Origin of the sequence: Methanoregula sp. (assembly GCA_041645435.1) — an archaeon.
GTDB lineage: Archaea > Halobacteriota > Methanomicrobia > Methanomicrobiales > Methanospirillaceae > Methanoregula.
On the sequence record JBAZQB010000004.1, the window covers coordinates 413264 to 429626 of the forward strand.

Consider the following 16363-nt stretch of genomic DNA (forward strand, 5'->3'; position numbering starts at 1 on the left):
TCCACACAGGGATAGGCCCACAAAAGGTTAGTAAAAATACTGCCGGGGGTCAAGGGGGCGCTCCCCTTCTCGTTGCCTCCCCCTCTGGGGGAGAGAGGGGGTCACTCTCATAAATACTAAAAGAATATAACCGAATCTCAGGATAAAACAGGATTTCTTATGAAAATCAGATTATTTGGAAAAAATGGAGATGTATCCTTTCTTCAACTGCGATGAACGCCGCCGCACCAAAAAGGGACGCCCCCGCGGCGGTTTTGATGAATAATCTGTTGAAACCTCATTGCCCCGCCGTGCCTAAAGAGAGGCCCTGAGGCAGGGAAGAATCATAAAAACGATTTTCATGATTTGGGAGTGAACTTAATGGTTCATGCCCGTTTCTACAAAGCCGAAAATTTCCCTTGATTCGCAAACCTTTGAGCAGCGGATCTGTTATTATTTTCAGATATACCCGGCCGGCAGGCTTCCCGGTGACAACGGGGCAAGGGTATGTTCGCCGTTCAGCACCCGGATAGTGCCGGTGAGGCTGACATCATAGCCCCCGGTCTTTGCAAGGATCGCGCGATACGCAGGGGACTGGATAAGCGATACGAGCGTGCGGATCCGGGGGTCTGCCAGCATCTCCCTGCGCACTGCAAGCTCATAGTCTTCGTAAGCAACCGGGACAAACCGGAGTCCGGCGGCGCTGGCAACGCTGGACGTGCACATTCCGGCATCGGCAAACCCGTTCCGGACAGCGGCTGCTACTGCCGGGGGACCATGCACTTCCTGCAGGTACCCGTTCACCTGGGACGGATCAATGCCCTCCTGGGCCAGCAGAGTATCGAGAACCATCCGGGCAGGTGACTCTTTCCGTGTATTGATGAACCGGACACGAAAGAGATCTTTGACTCCCAGTCCGTCACTGGATGCAATACCCAGTTCGAGCGTGGCGATATGGATAAAGGCAAGATCACCGGCTTCAAGGTATTTGATGAAGGGCTGGTATGAAGTCAGCAGGGACCGTGCCGGCAGGCTCAGCGGGGCCGCATGGCAGGTATTGTTTTTAAGGGCGAGGAGTGCTCCGGTATTGCCGGGGTTACTGGCATGGATATAGAGCCCCTCATCATGGGCAAGGCAGGTAAGTTCCTCTAACGAGGGGTCCAGCGAGCCGGTCAGGATGAGCGTACGTTCTATGCTTCCCGGATCCGTAGTGAGGAGGACCTCAAGCTCGGTACCTGCCTCATAACCTTCCACCCGCGCCGGGATACGGGTGTAACCGTTAGCCTTTACCGTCGCCATCTGGACACCGGCCTTTTTTATATACGGGGTTGCAATGAGGTTAGAGCCGATACGGCCGACAAAGACTGGCACGAGATCGTCAAACCCGGGATCCGAAACAAGCGGCTGTGCCAGCCGGACCGTCACCGGAGAGCGGGGTGCCGGGGGAAACCCCCACGATTCCAGCAGGGGTGCAGCAAATTCCCGGAGGGCCGTTTGGGCAGCAAGCGGGTAACCCGGCAGCCCGAGAACAGGTTTTCCCTCCACCTTTCCCAGCATTACCGGTTTACCCGGTCTGACTGCCACACCATGGAAGATCAGCTCGCCGAGCGACCGGATAACACTTTCCGTGAAGTCCCGTGTACCGGCCGAAGAGCCCGCGGAAATAATGACCAGGTCATTCTCTTTCACCGCTCTGCTGAGGGCCTCTCGAATGAGATCGGGATCGTCCGGTACGATGGGAAAGCGGGTGCAGTGTGCCCCCATCTGGTTAAGGAAGACGAGCGCCATGATCGTGTTGCTCTCCACCACCTGCCCCGGCGCGGGTCGGACACCGAGCGGGACCAGCTCGCTGCCAGTGGGAATAATCCCGACATTGACGGCAAGGACCCTGACCGTTGTAATCCCGTACGTAGCCAGTGCCCCGATATCGAACGGCCGGATTATATGGCCTGTCGGCAGCACGAGCCGGTTCTCCTTGATATCTTCTCCGGCAGGGCGGACATGCTGCCAGGGTGTAGCCGTCCTTCGTATCTGGAATCGGTTGCCTGCCTCCCAGACATCCTCGATCATGATGACCGCGTCAAACTCCGGAGGGATGATGTTGCCGGTATTGACCCGGGCAAAATGGTCCAGGGTTACCGGGTTCCGGTCGCCCGCCCCGATGGTGTCCCGGCTCCTGACCGCGATTCCGTCCATGGCAGAGATGTTCACCTCCGGCACGGAATATTTCGCAAATACCGGTTCTGCCACGACCCGCCCGGCCGACTGCATGACCGGGACTTTTTCAGTCCTGTGGGGGATCACAAAGGATGAGGTGAGGAGGGCGAGCGCTTCATCAAGAGAGCGGAGCTCGAGGTAGCGTTTTACCATATTCCCCCCGTAATCTCCGCTTCTATTACAAGATCTCGTTTACCCATGACGGATCCTCAATCAACTACTTTCATTAACAATGTGCTTTTGTAAACGTAAAATATTGTCGTAATGTTTCTCTCAATAAACAAATCGTTTGAGGACCGGACTTCTTCACAGATTTGTATCGTGATATCCGGCAAATGTTAACCTCCCTTCTGATTCGATCTCATGAGTACTTACCAAATTATTTTAACTATATGATTAAATTAATTTATTGTGTTAACAACCATGAACCTGAACAACATCGATACCAAGCAGGTGAAGGATTACAAAGAAGCCCTCAGAAAAGATCCAAATGAAGCAAAATTTACTGCAAAAATAGAAGGCGACTGGCTCTTTGAGAATAGCGGCCCGCAGTTCCGCTCGACGGTCAAGGTAAAGGATGGCACCTACACGATGGAGGCAAGCCACCCGAATTTTGCCGGCCCCGGCTACCGCCCTGGTCCGATGGCATTCGGCCTCTTCTGGTTTGCCGCATGTTATTCCAGCACGTTTGTCACTGAAGCCGCCATGAGAAACATACGGCTAACCTCCGTCAGGACAAAAGTCGAAGCAGACCTTGATTACACCACCCAGTTCGACCTTGGCGAGAGCCCGCTCATCAGCGAGTACCGGGTCATCATGGATGTCAAGGGTGATGCGACCGGGTCACAGGTTAAGGACTTAAAAGAGTACGCCCTCAAGCGCTGCATGGGTATGTTCACTATCCAGCATGCGATCGCACTGAAGGCCGACGTCCGGCTCCAGAAATAACCGGCACCCGGGGAGTATGTGCATGCATGAACCAAATGAGCCAGTCGACCCGGCCCATATCAGGGAGATCGCTGAGGAGTACTACCGGACCGGGCAGTTTTACTGCTCTGAAGCGATCGTGAAGACCATCAACGATGAATTCGGGCTCAACTATGCCGATGACGTAGTCCGGATGGCGTCCGGGTTTCCTATCGGTATCGGGAGTGCGGGTTGTGCCTGTGGTGCCGTTACCGGCGGGGTAATGGCGATCGGAATGGTCTTTGGACGAAAAGATCCAGGTGATCCCAGCATTGACCGGTGTCTCGCCCTTTCACGGGAACTGCATGCACTCTTCATCCGCAGGCACGGCTGTCTCTGCTGCCGTACCCTTATCCATGGCATGGTACTGAAATCTCCCGAACACCTCCGGCAGTGCATCGCATTCACCGGAGAAGTAGCAGAGGAAACCGCAAAGATTATTCTCCGGGAAACCGGGGATGGTCAGCACCGTATTTCCTGACGGGATTATGGGGAAAAACAGGATATGGCGCAGATTATGGGTAAAATACACACCCGGATGTATATTCTCTTTTTAGAACAATGCGATCCATCTGCCCTCATCTCCCAGTTTCTCACTCAGAGCGAAAAGGACCTGGTTAGCCTTCTCTATTGAATAGTGCCACGCGATGCAATCCCCATTGTCAAAGGCAACACCCCCTGCCACTGATAATCCAAGCCCGCACTCAATGCAGAGATCCTTATTTTCCATGAGCCGAGGCAGCTGGCAGATGAAATCCCTGCCGAACATAAATGAACGGAGCGGGCGGGACATGTGAGAATAATAGAGGAACTCCTCATGCCTGCCATAGACGGAGAAGATGCAGTACTGCCGGTCATGCCGGGAAAAAATCGGGTGAATCTCGTGGATCATGGGCCGTGGTAATATCAGGGATCTGAGCCTGGCTTCTTCATCAGGCTCACCCGGTAACGGTTGTTGTCCATCTTCCATATCTTCACGTCATACCCGGTATGGGAGAACGGCACATCGATCGTGTCCCGCTGATCACGGCGGACAATACATTCAACCGGGGTATCCGGCCCTGCCTTTTTCAGGAGTATTTTTAAGCGAATCATTAAGCTTGTGCAGGTGAGGTTTGAAAAATCCGGAATCTCTGCTGGTTCGCTTGTCATACTTCACGGTCCGTTTCAGAAGAAGATAACCCTCTGGTGGCTTGCCGATACGCCATTAGGGGGATAGAAGAGGAGTTGCCCCAGTTCCGGAATCCCGATATCGAGCACAGCATTCAGTTTCCTGTTCTTTGAGATTCCCCGGAGGGTTAACGAGGGCTGGAACACGAAAAACTGGAGATTTTTGCTTCCCGCAACGGCATCGACAACCTCCTGCAGGTTGAAAAAGTGCGTGCCCTTCTCCAGCTTGTGGTCGCCCATGAGAGCGTATACCCCATCCTCGATGAAAATAACCCGTGTCTGGATTCCCTCGTATGCACAGGCAACCGCAAACGAGATCGCACCAAATGCCATTTCCGTGCCATAGGGGCGCCGGGTGACAAGGATGGTGATGGGGGGTTTCCTTTCGTCCTCCGACTTAGTGGTTGAGGACGATTGCCCCTCTTTTTTCAGATGGATATATGCACTATCCTTTGCAAGGATGACATGGTTGCGCTCGAACTGGTCGATTATCTCCTTGAGGTTCCGGATCCTGAACGGTTTGATTGAGCACGTCGAGATTACCACGCCCTGCCCGTCGTCCCAGGTACTATATCCCCGGGCTGCGGCACACCGCCCGCAGGCGATCATCTGGCAGGAGAGCCCCTTCTTCTGCGCTTTATCGTTCACCGCCTCGAGCCCGGTGCCGATGTTCTCGCACTCCGAGGGATTCTGTCCGAGATGCCCGGCATGGACGCCATCAAGGTACGCGTACAGGTCCACGGAGGCATGGGCTTCCACGCCGGCATCAAGATACTGGAGGGCCGCGTGGGCCGACTGGTGCATATAGGGGGACTCCAGCTGCAGGTAGCCCACCGTGCTTGGCACCGGTTGCTCATGTTGCCGTGCAAATTTCAGCACATCCTTCCAGAATGAGGGCTGGCCGTTGAGTGCCAGGCTGTTCCGGTCGATCACCTGTTCGGGGTTCTTCATCTTCAGGCGCCCGGCCGAGATCCCGCGAAGCTCGAGTTCTTTTGAGTCGCAGATGATCTTCACCGATGGCATCGAAAGAATGATCTCCCAGACCGGAACAGTCTGCGGGTTCTGGAGGCTGTATAGTGCATCACCCGTTAAAAGAAAGGTAAATATGGAACCCTTTGATTTCGTATGGTGCAGAAGGTTCTCCGGGTTCAGTTTTACGAAGAAAAATTTAAGGCTCTCCTCAATCCAGGAGAGGCGTTCCGGGGTTATCGGACCGCCGAGCAGGTAAAAATGTGAGGTCATGGATACTTTCTCTTCTCTAAGATTCACGAATCAGATTATTTATCGGTTTTGTTAACACAATCAGGTTAATTTTTCGTAAGCCGGATCTCCCACTGTCCCGGGGAGATCTTCTTCGATTCCATACCCATGCCGGTATCCTGTGCATACTGCGGGATGGAAGTCGTTGCCGCCGAGGGGTGGTCACAGGCGATGACCAGCTCGTCTGCGGGTTTCATTGCGGCTGCGGCTTTCTGTACCGCGAGCAGGCAGTACGGGCAGACTTTTCCGGTAATGTCAAGGTTTTTTGTTGTCATTGTACCGCTCCGTTATGCAATCCCCAGTCCTTTTAAGAGGGCGACGCCCCAGCCGGACACCCATGCAGCGAATACAACTGCGCCTATACACATGCCGATGACAAAGCAGAGGGATTTGATGTTTCCTTCCGATGTCATGACTACCTGCCGGAGGGGGCACCCTCCGAGAAGAACTCCGATGAGCCCGACTGCAATCCCCCCGATAATAGCAAGAACGATATACGCAGCGACCGTGAGGTTCGCCGGTGCACCGGGCACGGGCATGAGACCCTTCCCGATCAACCAGAAGAAATTTTCGAATGCTGACGGCGTGATGAGCCAGAAGACAAGGTACCCGGCAAACGCCCCGCCAATAAGGGCGAGATACCCGTACAGGAGCCGGGTGTGTTTGAACATGAAGAAATCACGGAACCCGCCAATCGAGCAGAACCCGGACCTCTGCCCGAGCCACCCGATGAGGATACCAAAGAGGAGCGTGACGATGGGAACAGCGATGATCGCGGTGTCCCTGGAGAGCCAGCCTGAAGCGACCATTATTCCTCACGCTCCGCCATAGCGGTGGCAATTTTTATTCCCACTAGGACACCGGCAACGATGGCCACAAGCCCGATTAACGCAACCACATCGCCGTACCCGATACGGAGACCGATGCGGTAGGGGCAGCCACCCATGAAGAGAGCGAAGATCATGAAAAAGAGCCCGCCCAGCAGGTACCATACATACGATACCGGTTTACCGGTTTTGGTTTTGAACTCCTGGTAATATTTCGCCGATGTAAAAGCCCCAATCAGGACACCAATGACGGTCATTACCGGGAGGATCGCGTTCTGGGAGATTGCAGCAATGGCGAGTTTGGTGCCGGCAAATGAGTTCACCGCATCGTTAACAACATCGCGGGTGTGGCAGGCAACACAGAACCCGTAGGCTTCCGGTCCTCCTGCACTGATCAACAATACCTGCATCAGCGCGGCAAGGATACCGATCGCGAGCCCGACATACAGCGGGTTCCGTGCAAGGGTATCAAGGCACGATGCATGCTCTTCTGTTTTTGCCCTGGTTTCGGCCATGATCATACGTTTCTGTCCATGGTAAATAAATTTAATGAAATTATTTGATAAGTTAACTCTAAAAAATTAATATATTTTATTCGCACTGTACGGATCGCTGACAATCACGCGGATCTGTCAGAAGGGAGATAGGATAACCTGCCGTAATGCACAACAAAACCAGGGGATCCCGTCTTACGATATAAAAAAATGGAAGCAGGAGAAAAGAAACGCTGGATTATTCCTTTGCATTCTCTGCTATCTTTTCCCGCACTTCATCGATGTGCATGACCATATCGTAGGCAGAGCCGGCGAGGCAGTAGCCCTGCCGGTCGAATGCATAGACCGGGAACTTTACGAGCTCGTCCGGTACAGGCTGGGCGGTCAGTTTCTTGAAATTTACGAGATCCCGGATGTTCAGGCCGATTTTATCGCAGAGCTCCCGGAGCTCTTTGATCCAGCGTTTCAAGTCCCGCACATCTGAGCCGTCCCACTTGAAGATCTGGTAGATCTTCATGTAAGTATCCCGTTCGAGGATGATGTGGGTGGAGGCTTTGTCTGACTTTAAGTAGAAGTCAAGGAAGGTCCGGACATCCTTGATCTGCTGGGCATTTTCGTAGGCAATCGCCCGGCATTCCTTGTTGAGCTCCTTTGCCTCCTCGGGCCCGAGGTTCGGGCCCAGTTTCCCGATATCCCGTGAGAGTTCCTTAAGGCTCTCCTCGGCATCCTTGAGCTCATTGATCATATCCTCAAATTTCTGGTTAAGCTCCACCCCGAAAAAAGCCTCCATATATTCGGACTGCTTCGTCATAGGTACATATGGGTAATCAAATGCTATAATCATTGTTACAGTGGCAATATCTATCAGTTAACACGCCCCATAGCTGCTTGATATGGTACGACCACCCAGGTCCATCAACCAGGATCTTTTTACCCGCGGCGGGATCATCACCGAACGCGACCCAGACTTCTGTATCGTCCGCCTGCGAATGCCGGCCGGCATGATCACACCAGCCCAGATGAAAGAGGTGGGAGAGATTGCCGGCCGGTATGGGGTTGAGAAGATCCACCTCACCACCCGCCAGACCATCGAGTTCCCTCATGTCGATCCATCCTGTCTTGACGGACTCCTGAGCGAACTCGAAACAAACGGTACCCCCCTGGGGGCCGAGCGGGAAGAAGTGGTAAATATCACTTCATGTCTTGGCACCCGCAACTGCAAGTTCGGCATCATCGACAGTGTAGGTCTTGCCGAGAAGATTGACAAAAAATTCTTCGGCAAGGAGCTCCCCGTCAAAGTGCGGATCGCCATCTCTTCGTGCCCGAACGGCTGCGAGAGCGAGCGGCTCAACGAGATCGGTATCACCGGCATCCAGAAGCCCATCCGTGACCCCGGGCTTTGTACCGGTTGCGGCACCTGCACCCACTATTGCCGGGAGAAAGCGATCCATGTCCAGGACGGCATTATCGTCCTCGAAGAGAACAAGTGCATGGAGTGCGGGTTCTGCATCATGCCCTGCCCGTTCCATATCATCCGTGGCGCTGAACCGGAGTACCGTATTACCGTGGGGGGTCACCGCGGACGCCATCCGAAGCTTGGACGAAACCTCGTAACGGTCAGGACCCAGGACGAGGTGATCAAGGTTATCGACAAGATCATTTACTGGATCTACCGGCAGGCTTCAATGGGCTCGATGTTACCTGAGCAATTAGATGAACTCGAATTTGATGAGTTCAAGAAGACGATCATAACGATGATTGAAGGATAGACCGGTATCGGATTGATCAAGTTAATCTTCTTTTTTTTAACATTGGGCCCCATTCCCGCAACCATTATCGTCTCCCCCGTTCTAATGCCGCGTGAGGCACCCTGTGGTGCCCGGGAGTATACAAACCATGAACATGGTCTGGGACAGGTACGTATCCAACGGTATCCGTGAACTGGGATACGATGTCAAGACACGGACAATGGCAGTGGTATTTGCAGACAAGACAAGACGGTACCACGCACCGGTACCCTATCCGCTCTATGCGTCCATCTTCCATGCAACGTTCCCTGAGCGGCTCTACAAACAGACCGTTGCCGGAATTATCCCGACTGTCAGCGGGTCGTGAGTCCGGAACTTTGACACGTCTTAACGAATGGATGCAAGTCTCCAGTACGTTACGATCTGTTTTTCTTCCGGTATTCCGGTGCCCTGTACAGACATGAAACCCACCGGATTCCGGCTTCAGGAAATTTTTTAGAAACGAAAAAAAAGTTTCGTGAACGATTGGTTCTTCAGTAGCTGATTGTCCGCATCGCAGAAAGCGTATCGGGCATCATCTTGCGGTAATATGACTTGGGGTGGCCGCACGTCGGGCACTTCCAGTCTGCCGTTATGGCGGAGAAGTCCGTTCCTGCCTTAATCGGTGCTGCCGACATGATCTTGCACTCGTATTTGTCCATAGTGGAAGAGTTGCACAGGATCGTGGTGAATGCCTTTGTCTCTCCGACTGCCGGGTCATAGATATGACCGCACATCATGCATACGTACTTGTCCATCGTGATAACCTCGTTTATCCCCTGATATCAGGTAACATAATCCTATTATCTTTCACACCTTATTAGCGTATTGAAATTAACGGGGAGTTCAGGGGAGAGCCCGCCTTTTTCCGGCACCGGTAAAAAGAACCAAGATACATCATGACTTAACCTTACAGCAATGGCTGAGCACCCGGGAGCGGGTGAACCCCCGCTCATCTACCTCAACAATGCGGCAACAAGCTGGCCGAAACCCCCGGAAGTACTTGCGGAAGTTGACCGGTGCCTGCAAACTCCCTTTTTCGAGTCTGGGCGTTCAACTGCCGGGGGAGCAATGGATTATCCCTCTGCAACCCGGGATGCACTTGCCGTTTTTTTCCATGCTGAGGAGCCGGACCATTTTATCTTCACGCAGGGCGCAACGGATTCCTTAAATCTGCTCATCCACGGTTTTGTAAAAAACCAGAACACGCCTTTTCATGCAATCACGACAGAACTGGAGCACAACTCCGTACTCCGCCCCCTGCATACTCTTGAAGGGGAAGGGCGTCTCACCCTCTCCCTGCTCCCATTCCATGACGGCCGCGTCACCCTTCAGGAGATCAAAAAAACCATATGTCCGGATACCCGCCTCGTTGTCATGACCCATGGCAGTAACGTGCTCGGCACCTTACAAAACATACGGCCCGTAGCGGAATATTGTGCATCAAACGATATCTTCCTCATCGTTGACGGGGCCCAGACTGTTGGGCAGATTCCCATCAACCTGTCAGAAATCCCAGCGGGTGCGTTTATATTCACCGGACACAAGGCACTTTTTGGGCTTCCCGGTATCGGGGGATTCTACCTCCAGGATCCCGAAGCGATCGTTCCGGTCCGGCAGGGGGGCACCGGCACGGATTCCCGCACACTTGCTCACCCGCAGGATATGCCCCGGAAGTTCGAGGCCGGCACCCCGAATTATCCCGGTATTGCCTCGCTCCTTGCCGGTATCCGCTCCATCGAACGGCAGGGACAGGACGCAATCACCAGTAAATGCAGGGGCCTTACTTCGCTCTTCATCAGGGAACTTAACCGGGATCCGGATATCATACTCTACACCCCTTCACCCGATCTCCCGGTTGTCTCTTTCAACATCCGGAATCTTGACAACGATGAGGCCGGTTACATCCTTGCAAAGGCATACAATATCATCACGCGGACCGGTCTTCACTGTGCACCCCTCGTTCACGAACAGATCGATGGCGGGAAAGGATGTATCCGGGTGAGTTTCTCCCGTCTCAACACTCCCGGGGAATGTCGTCTGGCTGCAGACGCAGTGCGGGAGGTAGCGGAACATGCGGATCGTTAAGTCTGTCCAGACCAAGGTCTGCGTTGACGGGTCGCTCATGAAAGAGTATGTCCTCGATGAACCCCTCTCTCCTGATTTTCTCCGGTTCCTTGCATCGTTTGGCACGGTGAAGCAGTACCCTCACCTCCGGCGCCCGTACTTCTCGTTTGAGCAGGAACACTTCATTTTGGTCAAGGGATTTGAGGGGGATGCTAATATCGAGGTGCGGTACCGGAAGGAGAATGCCGACCTGACCGCTGATTATTTCCACCTCCTGCTCTACTATTTCGGTCAGGGTAACCCCGGAATCCTTACGATGCAGGAGATTGCCGGATCGATCCGCATGAAAATGAAGACCCGGATGCCACAACAGGAAGACCGTGCATGAATCCGGCTGCCGGTATCTTCGACCGTTTTGCCGATGATTATGACGAATGGTTTGATGCAAACAAAGACATCTATGCAGCCCAGACCGGTTCCCTCCGCCGGTATATCCCCGGCACGGACAATGGTCTTGAAATCGGCGTGGGTTCCGGCAGGTTCGCATGCCGGCTCGGGATCCGGCACGGTCTCGATCCATCACTCCGGCTGCTCGCTATGGCACGGGAGCGGGGGGTGGAAACGGTTCTGGGCAAGGGGGAATTCCTGCCGTACCGGTCCGGAACATTCAGCTGCATCCTTATGATGACGGTCATCTGCTTCCTGGATGATGTGGCCCGGTCGTTCCGGGAGGCGTGCCGCGTCATCCGCCCCGGGGGGACGCTCATTGTTGCCTTTTTGGAAAAAGACGGGGAAGTTGCCCTGCGGGAACGGGCCCGCGAACCTGCCGGCCGGTTCCTGCACTATGCGGAGTTCCTGACTGCGGAACAGGTGATGGCAGCACTCACCTACGCGGGCTTTTCCGGTGTTGGTGTACGGGAAAACCTGAACGGTTTTTGTATAGTAACTGCACGAAAAGAGTAACGCACACAGAATCCGGTGAGAGGGATGAATTCCTTCACCGTGTATGTGACATGTGCGATAAAAAAAATTTATTGTTTCATATAGAGCTTGCCGTACACGGTTTCGCCCTTGCGCTTGGGGTGGCGCTCGCCAAGGTCGCCGATATACTCGGTGAACTTTGCCTTGGTCCCATCGACTTCAAGGTCGACGTCCCTGACCGGTTTGTAACCGGGCATCATGACGTTGATCGAGCCAAAGACGTAGATCTCTCCCTTGACCAGCTGGCCGCCGACACGGCGGTTCGCGTTGCCCTTGAGGATGATCTTGCCCCCCTCCATGTGGGTGCCGAGATGGATATCGACATTGCCCTCGATGATCATCTCGCCGCCGGTCATGAAGGTTGCGACATCGGAGCCGGCATTACCTTTCACGCGGAGGACTCCCCCGCTCATGCCTCGCCAGTCGCCACGGTAGGCAGCGCCGAGGTAGTTACCGGCATTGCCGTTGATGGTGAACTCGCCGCCCGCCATTGCAAGGCCGCAGAACGAGTGGACATCCCCGTTGACAACGAGTTTGCCGCCCTTCATCCAGCTGCCGGTGTACATATCGCAGGCAGAGTTGACGACCACTTCACCGGCAGTCATCTTCGCACCGATGTACTTCATCTTCGTGCAGTCGCCGTTGATGACGATCTTTGTCTCTGCTGCCGTTGCGCCTGCTTCACCGGCAATGGTGAAGTAGTCTCCCAGGGTCGTGATCTCCTTGCCCTGGAAAGCACCGAGTTTTGCTATCTGGTCGGCCTTCTTGCCGGCGAATACATCCGGGTTGACATTCTCACATTCCAAGAAGAGTTCCGGTGCGTTCTTTACAGTCAGTGTAACAGTGTTCATTTTTTTTCACCTCACTGGGTTGCATCCACGCTGATGATGTGCTGGTGCGGTGCATAGCTCTCGGGGACCGGGTAGTTGTTCTCGTTCACGCTGTAGTAGCGGAGGAATTTCTCCCGGACATCATGCATGACCTGCTTGTTCTCCTTGACTTTCGCATCCACCCAGAAGGTCTGCTTCTTGCCCATGTCGACAACCTTGCCTTCTTCGACACAGATCTTGCCGTCCTTGAAGAGGTAGGCAACATTGGCAAATGCCTTCTCGATCTCAGGGCCGGTTGAAGGGAACTTGTCCGGGTTGATGTTGTAGATGGCGATATCGGCGTTCATGCCGGGCTTTAAGCCACCGTAGTCCTTGGAAAGGCCGAGTGCCTTTGCGGGACCTGCACGGGTCATGGCAGCGAGCTCGTAGAGCGTGATCTCACGGTCGATGTTTGCGAGCGTGGTTGCGCCGATAACCTTGTCGGCTTTCTTGAAGCCATTGAGGAGCTCATCGCGGACCTTCTTGCTCATCAGCCATGAGTAGACACGCGGGTACCGGGTGAACGGTCCTGCGTTCGGGTGGTCGGTGGTGATGAAACAGCGCATCGGGTCCTTTGCATAGAGCGGAATTTCGAGGCCGACTGCCCACTGGGAGCAGAAGACGGCGTTGCTCGGATCATAGATAAAGGGTACAATACCCGCTGCGGTCTCGAGTTCCACGTCCACGTTGAACCACTTCAGGTGGTTGAGGCCGTGGAGGTGGTGTTCAAACGGACCGTCGGCAGTCATTGTCGTGGTCTCGTCAAGAGTGACGTTTCCGGTATCGATGGTGAGGTTCTTCTGCTTGTTGACGTACTCCATGACTTCCTTTGCCTTGGACTCGAAGTCGCCCCAGTTGGTTCCGCCATAGGAGTGGAACTGGAGGTGCGTGGAGTGCAGGACCTGCTCGCGGCCGAAGTTGTTCCTGGCCTTGATGCCTTCAGCGAGCTTTAAGGAGTCGATGGTGGTCTTGTAGTTTCCGGGGTTACCGAGATCGTTCTGGTGGAGGTGCATCGAGTGTGGGAGGCCGAGGAACTCGTTTGCCTCGATCAGGCCCTTGATGATCTCTGCCGGGGTGATCTCGAAGTACGGGACCGGGTCATGGATAGTGAGACAGTTCAGTCCCCATGCCCAGGCTTCGGTGCCGCCGGGGTTGACGCATTTGACACCATAGCCTTTGGTCTGGCGGAGCACCCAGGCGATATAGGCTGCGGTGTTCTCGACCTCATGGTTCTTGAGATACTCAAGGATGAACCAGTTGTTGCCGAAGACCGGGAGTGCAGCCTCATCGATGATGGGGGTGTCGTGGATCTCTTCGTGGACGTGCCGGGCATACAGAGGGGGCATCGCGGCTTCCATGGCGAATGTGAATCCCATGCGGGCGTACTCGTAGCCGGTCTTGAAGACGGTCGGGATGGACTTGCCCCCCTCGATCCGGGTCATGCCGGGTTTTTTGTGGGAGTCGAAATGCTTGTCCTCGGGGCGGTACCAGCGGCCTGCATTGACCTTGGGGCCTGCGACGTGGGCATGGATCTCAAGGGCGCCTGCCATGACTGTCTTGCCTGCGGCATTGATGACCCGTGCACCGGAGCTGACTGATTCGACAATCTTGCCGTCCTTGACCGCGATATCCTTCTTGTCGCCCTTGATTCCCTGGACCGGGTCAAAAACGTGGCCGTTCCTGATGATAAATTCAGACATCATGCGCCTCCCTTGGCGAGGAGTTCGTCAACACGGTGGTTGATCTTTGTCAACAGTTCCTCGTCCGTGAGCACACCCTCTGGCGGGTCGACGACCTTACGGGTTTCGATCGGGACGTTGTCCATACGATAGGCACAGCCCCCGACTTCGACACCGACCATCGCAACGGGGATGTGGATGTCCGAGATCTCGGTCGTGCAGTTGATGTGCGGGTCGACCGTGACGGTGGGCTTTCTTGAGCTGCTGATCATCGCATCGACCGGGAAGTGTGCACCGGGGTCGGTGGCAATGTAGAAACAGGCCTCGACTTCGTTGCGGTTGAGGAGATCAACAGACGTTGTCTCTCCGGTCTGGTGGCGTGCCTGGTCCCTGCGGGAGAGGTCAACGGCGTACGGGAACCCGTACTGCCAGCCGAGCACCTGGCCGGAGCCGGTAACGTTCCAGTGACCCCGCATGGCCATGATCGCAAATTTCGTGAAATCGTTCATGTCGCGGGTCAGGTTGATCGCGATATCGATGTTGTGGTTCCTGCCCATCGTGTGGGTAAGTCCCATGCCGAAGAAGATGATGCCGAAGCGGGCTGATTTCAAATCCTCAACGATCTCAATGATCTTCTCTTTCGGGACGCCGCCAACGGTGTCCGGGAGGGCTTCGCCGCGGGCTGCTGTTCTGAAAGCGTTTAAGAGTTCGTAGTCATAGCCCTGCTGGACCTGGATGAACTCATCGGCGCACTTTGCAGTGTCCGTGTACCGGCAGTCAACACAGTAGATCTTGCGACCCTTGTGGCCCTTGACGGTGAAGAAACCACGGGGGAAGATCGAGTACCGGGACATGTGGCGGGGGTGGGCGTGAGCCGGGTTGCATCCCCAGAAGATAACACGGTCGGCACGGTTCTTGACCTCGCCGAGCGTACAGCTCGGGACACCGACATCCTCGATCGCGATGAGGGACGAGCCGTGGCAGACGGTTGCGCAGTTGTCGACAATGCCGCCAACCTTCTCTGCAATCTCGTGGCCGATGCTCATGGCCTGGCAGCTGGTGGATGCCCAGCCGTACATCAGGGTCTTTCGTGACTTGACCAGCATGTTTGCGGTCCAGTCGATCGCCTCATCGTAGGAGATATTCTTATAGGTACCATCGGCCTGTCTCATCCGGGGCAGCTTGACGCGGCCGGGAAGCCGCTGGTGGTTGAACTTCTCGGCGCCGATGGCGCACGCATTCTTGACCCCAAGAATGGTCTTATTGTCATCGGATACGGTGACGATAAGGTCATCGCACAGGGTACCGCAGAACGGACAGATTACATCAGTTACATCTTTTGGCATAGCTCCTCACTTCCTTATGAGGCCGCAGGCGTCCTGCAATACCTCGACTGCGCCCATAATGCGTGCACTGGCAGCTACCTCGACATCGACCGGGAATCCCTTGAAGCAGGGTTCACCTGTTGAAAACGTGTAAGCCGGGACGATCCGGTTTGCCCAGGGTCCCATCGGGATGTGGGCAAGGCCCGGTACAAGATCTTCGCGGGTCTCGACAGCTTTTACAATAACGCTGCCGACCGAGCTGGTGACCTTGACATTGGTATTCTTCCATACACCGAGTTTCTTCATATCCTCAGGGTGCATGTGCATAATCGTGCAAGCGTCGAAATATTTCTGGGACGTCTTGCCTGCTTCCATGCCGACACCCTGCTGGATGGTCCGGCATGTGATCATGTTGAGGGTTATTTTCTTTTCCATACTATCTCCTCGAAAAATCTGGTCAGGCTCTGACCGGGAAGTCGCTACCTGTGCCTTTGCCGGAAAGGCTGATCACTTCGTACGGACACGCTTCTACGCACACACCGCATCCTGCACAGAGTTCAGCCTTGAAATCGAGGCTGACCGCAATACCATCCTGTACCTGGTAGATCTTTTCCCTGGTAACAGGGTCGAGCGAAAAGAGCTCGAGAGCATTAACCGGGCAGGCAACAACACAGTTGTTGCACCCGGTACAGCGTTCCATGTTTACATGAACTGCAAAAGCCATGCACATCACACACAAATT

At 54.6% G+C, this 16363-nt stretch carries 21 protein-coding genes; 7 read left to right on the forward strand and 14 right to left on the reverse strand.

What is annotated here, in order from left to right:
- Window positions 1-438 precede the first annotated feature (438 nt).
- Window positions 439-2349 (reverse strand): molybdopterin biosynthesis protein, encoded by a 1911-nt coding sequence (locus tag WC593_10735; GenBank protein ID MFA4825618.1) that lies wholly within the window; start codon window positions 2347-2349, stop codon window positions 439-441.
- Between the two features lie 258 nt (window positions 2350-2607).
- Here WC593_10735 and WC593_10740 point away from each other — a divergent pair, with 258 nt between their 5' ends.
- Window positions 2608-3144 (forward strand): OsmC family protein, encoded by a 537-nt coding sequence (locus WC593_10740; GenBank protein ID MFA4825619.1) that lies wholly within the window; start codon window positions 2608-2610, stop codon window positions 3142-3144.
- Between the two features lie 22 nt (window positions 3145-3166).
- A complete protein-coding gene (locus WC593_10745) occupies window positions 3167-3643 on the forward strand; it encodes a C-GCAxxG-C-C family protein (protein MFA4825620.1) in 477 nt (158 codons plus the stop codon).
- Between the two features lie 72 nt (window positions 3644-3715).
- Here WC593_10745 and WC593_10750 read toward each other — a convergent pair whose 3' ends face one another.
- The 7 genes from WC593_10750 to WC593_10780 form a co-directional block, all read right to left on the reverse strand.
- Window positions 3716-4054, reverse strand: coding sequence for a hypothetical protein (locus WC593_10750; GenBank protein MFA4825621.1), 339 nt, complete (start codon window positions 4052-4054; stop codon window positions 3716-3718).
- Window positions 4055-4068: 14 nt separating this feature from the next.
- A complete protein-coding gene (locus tag WC593_10755) occupies window positions 4069-4314 on the reverse strand; it encodes a hypothetical protein (GenBank protein MFA4825622.1) in 246 nt (81 codons plus the stop codon).
- Window positions 4315-4329: 15 nt separating this feature from the next.
- Complete coding sequence (locus WC593_10760; protein ID MFA4825623.1) at window positions 4330-5574, reverse strand: DsrE family protein; 1245 nt, start codon at window positions 5572-5574, stop codon at window positions 4330-4332.
- Between the two features lie 65 nt (window positions 5575-5639).
- Window positions 5640-5867, reverse strand: a complete 228-nt coding sequence (locus tag WC593_10765) for a sulfurtransferase TusA family protein (GenBank protein ID MFA4825624.1) — start codon at window positions 5865-5867, stop codon at window positions 5640-5642.
- A gap of 12 nt (window positions 5868-5879) precedes the next feature.
- A complete protein-coding gene (locus tag WC593_10770) occupies window positions 5880-6401 on the reverse strand; it encodes a YeeE/YedE thiosulfate transporter family protein (GenBank protein ID MFA4825625.1) in 522 nt (173 codons plus the stop codon).
- Window positions 6401-6934 carry a YeeE/YedE thiosulfate transporter family protein gene (locus tag WC593_10775; GenBank protein MFA4825626.1) on the reverse strand — a complete coding sequence of 178 codons (534 nt, stop codon included), beginning with the start codon at window positions 6932-6934 and terminating at the stop codon, window positions 6401-6403. The genes WC593_10770 and WC593_10775 overlap by 1 nt, the downstream gene beginning before the upstream one ends.
- A 217-nt stretch (window positions 6935-7151) precedes the next feature.
- Window positions 7152-7724, reverse strand: a complete 573-nt coding sequence (locus WC593_10780; protein MFA4825627.1) for a hypothetical protein — start codon at window positions 7722-7724, stop codon at window positions 7152-7154.
- 82 nt (window positions 7725-7806) lie between these two features.
- Here WC593_10780 and WC593_10785 point away from each other — a divergent pair, with 82 nt between their 5' ends.
- Both WC593_10785 and WC593_10790 read left to right on the forward strand, forming a co-directional pair.
- A complete protein-coding gene (locus tag WC593_10785) occupies window positions 7807-8682 on the forward strand; it encodes a 4Fe-4S binding protein (GenBank protein ID MFA4825628.1) in 876 nt (291 codons plus the stop codon).
- A gap of 127 nt (window positions 8683-8809) precedes the next feature.
- Window positions 8810-9028 (forward strand): hypothetical protein, encoded by a 219-nt coding sequence (locus WC593_10790; protein MFA4825629.1) that lies wholly within the window; start codon window positions 8810-8812, stop codon window positions 9026-9028.
- Window positions 9029-9194: 166 nt separating this feature from the next.
- On the opposite strand, the gene WC593_10795 is transcribed toward WC593_10790, so the two are convergent.
- Entirely contained in the window at window positions 9195-9458 is a 264-nt protein-coding gene (locus WC593_10795) for a rubredoxin (protein MFA4825630.1), read from the reverse strand.
- A 160-nt stretch (window positions 9459-9618) separates the two neighbouring features.
- Between WC593_10795 and WC593_10800 the strand changes: the two genes are divergently transcribed.
- From WC593_10800 to WC593_10810, 3 genes are read left to right on the forward strand one after another with little or no spacing between them, the layout of a single operon-like run.
- Window positions 9619-10788: an aminotransferase class V-fold PLP-dependent enzyme gene (locus WC593_10800; protein MFA4825631.1), complete on the forward strand. Its 1170-nt coding sequence runs from the start codon at window positions 9619-9621 to the stop codon at window positions 10786-10788.
- Window positions 10775-11155, forward strand: a complete 381-nt coding sequence (locus WC593_10805) for a hypothetical protein (GenBank protein ID MFA4825632.1) — start codon at window positions 10775-10777, stop codon at window positions 11153-11155. The genes WC593_10800 and WC593_10805 overlap by 14 nt, the downstream gene beginning before the upstream one ends.
- Window positions 11152-11730: a methyltransferase domain-containing protein gene (locus WC593_10810; protein ID MFA4825633.1), complete on the forward strand. Its 579-nt coding sequence runs from the start codon at window positions 11152-11154 to the stop codon at window positions 11728-11730. The genes WC593_10805 and WC593_10810 overlap by 4 nt, the downstream gene beginning before the upstream one ends.
- 68 nt (window positions 11731-11798) lie before the next feature.
- Here WC593_10810 and WC593_10815 read toward each other — a convergent pair whose 3' ends face one another.
- The 5 genes from WC593_10815 to WC593_10835 are packed head-to-tail and all read right to left on the reverse strand — an operon-like array spanning window position 11799 to window position 16345.
- Window positions 11799-12599 (reverse strand): formylmethanofuran dehydrogenase subunit C, encoded by an 801-nt coding sequence (locus WC593_10815; protein MFA4825634.1) that lies wholly within the window; start codon window positions 12597-12599, stop codon window positions 11799-11801.
- A gap of 11 nt (window positions 12600-12610) precedes the next feature.
- Window positions 12611-14317 carry a formylmethanofuran dehydrogenase subunit A gene (locus WC593_10820; protein MFA4825635.1) on the reverse strand — a complete coding sequence of 569 codons (1707 nt, stop codon included), beginning with the start codon at window positions 14315-14317 and terminating at the stop codon, window positions 12611-12613.
- Window positions 14317-15642, reverse strand: coding sequence for a formylmethanofuran dehydrogenase subunit B (locus WC593_10825; GenBank protein MFA4825636.1), 1326 nt, complete (start codon window positions 15640-15642; stop codon window positions 14317-14319). Before WC593_10825 ends, WC593_10820 begins: the two co-directional genes overlap by 1 nt.
- A gap of 6 nt (window positions 15643-15648) precedes the next feature.
- The gene (locus WC593_10830) at window positions 15649-16056 is read right to left on the reverse strand and encodes a molybdopterin dinucleotide binding domain-containing protein (GenBank protein MFA4825637.1); all 408 of its coding nucleotides are present in this window, start codon (window positions 16054-16056) and stop codon (window positions 15649-15651) included.
- A 22-nt stretch (window positions 16057-16078) separates the two neighbouring features.
- The gene (locus WC593_10835; GenBank protein MFA4825638.1) at window positions 16079-16345 is read right to left on the reverse strand and encodes a 4Fe-4S binding protein; all 267 of its coding nucleotides are present in this window, start codon (window positions 16343-16345) and stop codon (window positions 16079-16081) included.
- Between the last annotated feature and the right edge of the window lie 18 nt (window positions 16346-16363).

Bases quoted from the DNA above. Each gene is read 5' to 3' on its own strand.
- WC593_10755 (MFA4825622.1), bottom strand. From the start codon at position 4,314: ATGACAAGCGAACCAGCAGAGATTCCGGATTTTTCAAACCTCACCTGC.
- WC593_10810 (MFA4825633.1), top strand. From the start codon at position 11,152: ATGAATCCGGCTGCCGGTATCTTCGACCGTTTTGCCGATGATTATGAC.
- WC593_10800 (MFA4825631.1), top strand. From the start codon at position 9,619: ATGGCTGAGCACCCGGGAGCGGGTGAACCCCCGCTCATCTACCTCAAC.
- WC593_10795 (MFA4825630.1), bottom strand. From the start codon at position 9,458: ATGGACAAGTACGTATGCATGATGTGCGGTCATATCTATGACCCGGCA.
- WC593_10745 (MFA4825620.1), top strand. From the start codon at position 3,167: ATGCATGAACCAAATGAGCCAGTCGACCCGGCCCATATCAGGGAGATC.
- WC593_10785 (MFA4825628.1), top strand. From the start codon at position 7,807: ATGGTACGACCACCCAGGTCCATCAACCAGGATCTTTTTACCCGCGGC.
- WC593_10775 (MFA4825626.1), bottom strand. From the start codon at position 6,934: ATGGCCGAAACCAGGGCAAAAACAGAAGAGCATGCATCGTGCCTTGAT.
- WC593_10815 (MFA4825634.1), bottom strand. From the start codon at position 12,599: ATGAACACTGTTACACTGACTGTAAAGAACGCACCGGAACTCTTCTTG.
- WC593_10760 (MFA4825623.1), bottom strand. From the start codon at position 5,574: ATGACCTCACATTTTTACCTGCTCGGCGGTCCGATAACCCCGGAACGC.
- WC593_10765 (MFA4825624.1), bottom strand. From the start codon at position 5,867: ATGACAACAAAAAACCTTGACATTACCGGAAAAGTCTGCCCGTACTGC.
- WC593_10835 (MFA4825638.1), bottom strand. From the start codon at position 16,345: ATGGCTTTTGCAGTTCATGTAAACATGGAACGCTGTACCGGGTGCAAC.
- WC593_10780 (MFA4825627.1), bottom strand. From the start codon at position 7,724: ATGACGAAGCAGTCCGAATATATGGAGGCTTTTTTCGGGGTGGAGCTT.
- WC593_10770 (MFA4825625.1), bottom strand. From the start codon at position 6,401: ATGGTCGCTTCAGGCTGGCTCTCCAGGGACACCGCGATCATCGCTGTT.
- WC593_10830 (MFA4825637.1), bottom strand. From the start codon at position 16,056: ATGGAAAAGAAAATAACCCTCAACATGATCACATGCCGGACCATCCAG.
- WC593_10750 (MFA4825621.1), bottom strand. From the start codon at position 4,054: ATGATCCACGAGATTCACCCGATTTTTTCCCGGCATGACCGGCAGTAC.
- WC593_10805 (MFA4825632.1), top strand. From the start codon at position 10,775: ATGCGGATCGTTAAGTCTGTCCAGACCAAGGTCTGCGTTGACGGGTCG.
- WC593_10820 (MFA4825635.1), bottom strand. From the start codon at position 14,317: ATGTCTGAATTTATCATCAGGAACGGCCACGTTTTTGACCCGGTCCAG.
- WC593_10735 (MFA4825618.1), bottom strand. From the start codon at position 2,349: ATGGTAAAACGCTACCTCGAGCTCCGCTCTCTTGATGAAGCGCTCGCC.
- WC593_10825 (MFA4825636.1), bottom strand. From the start codon at position 15,642: ATGCCAAAAGATGTAACTGATGTAATCTGTCCGTTCTGCGGTACCCTG.
- WC593_10790 (MFA4825629.1), top strand. From the start codon at position 8,810: ATGAACATGGTCTGGGACAGGTACGTATCCAACGGTATCCGTGAACTG.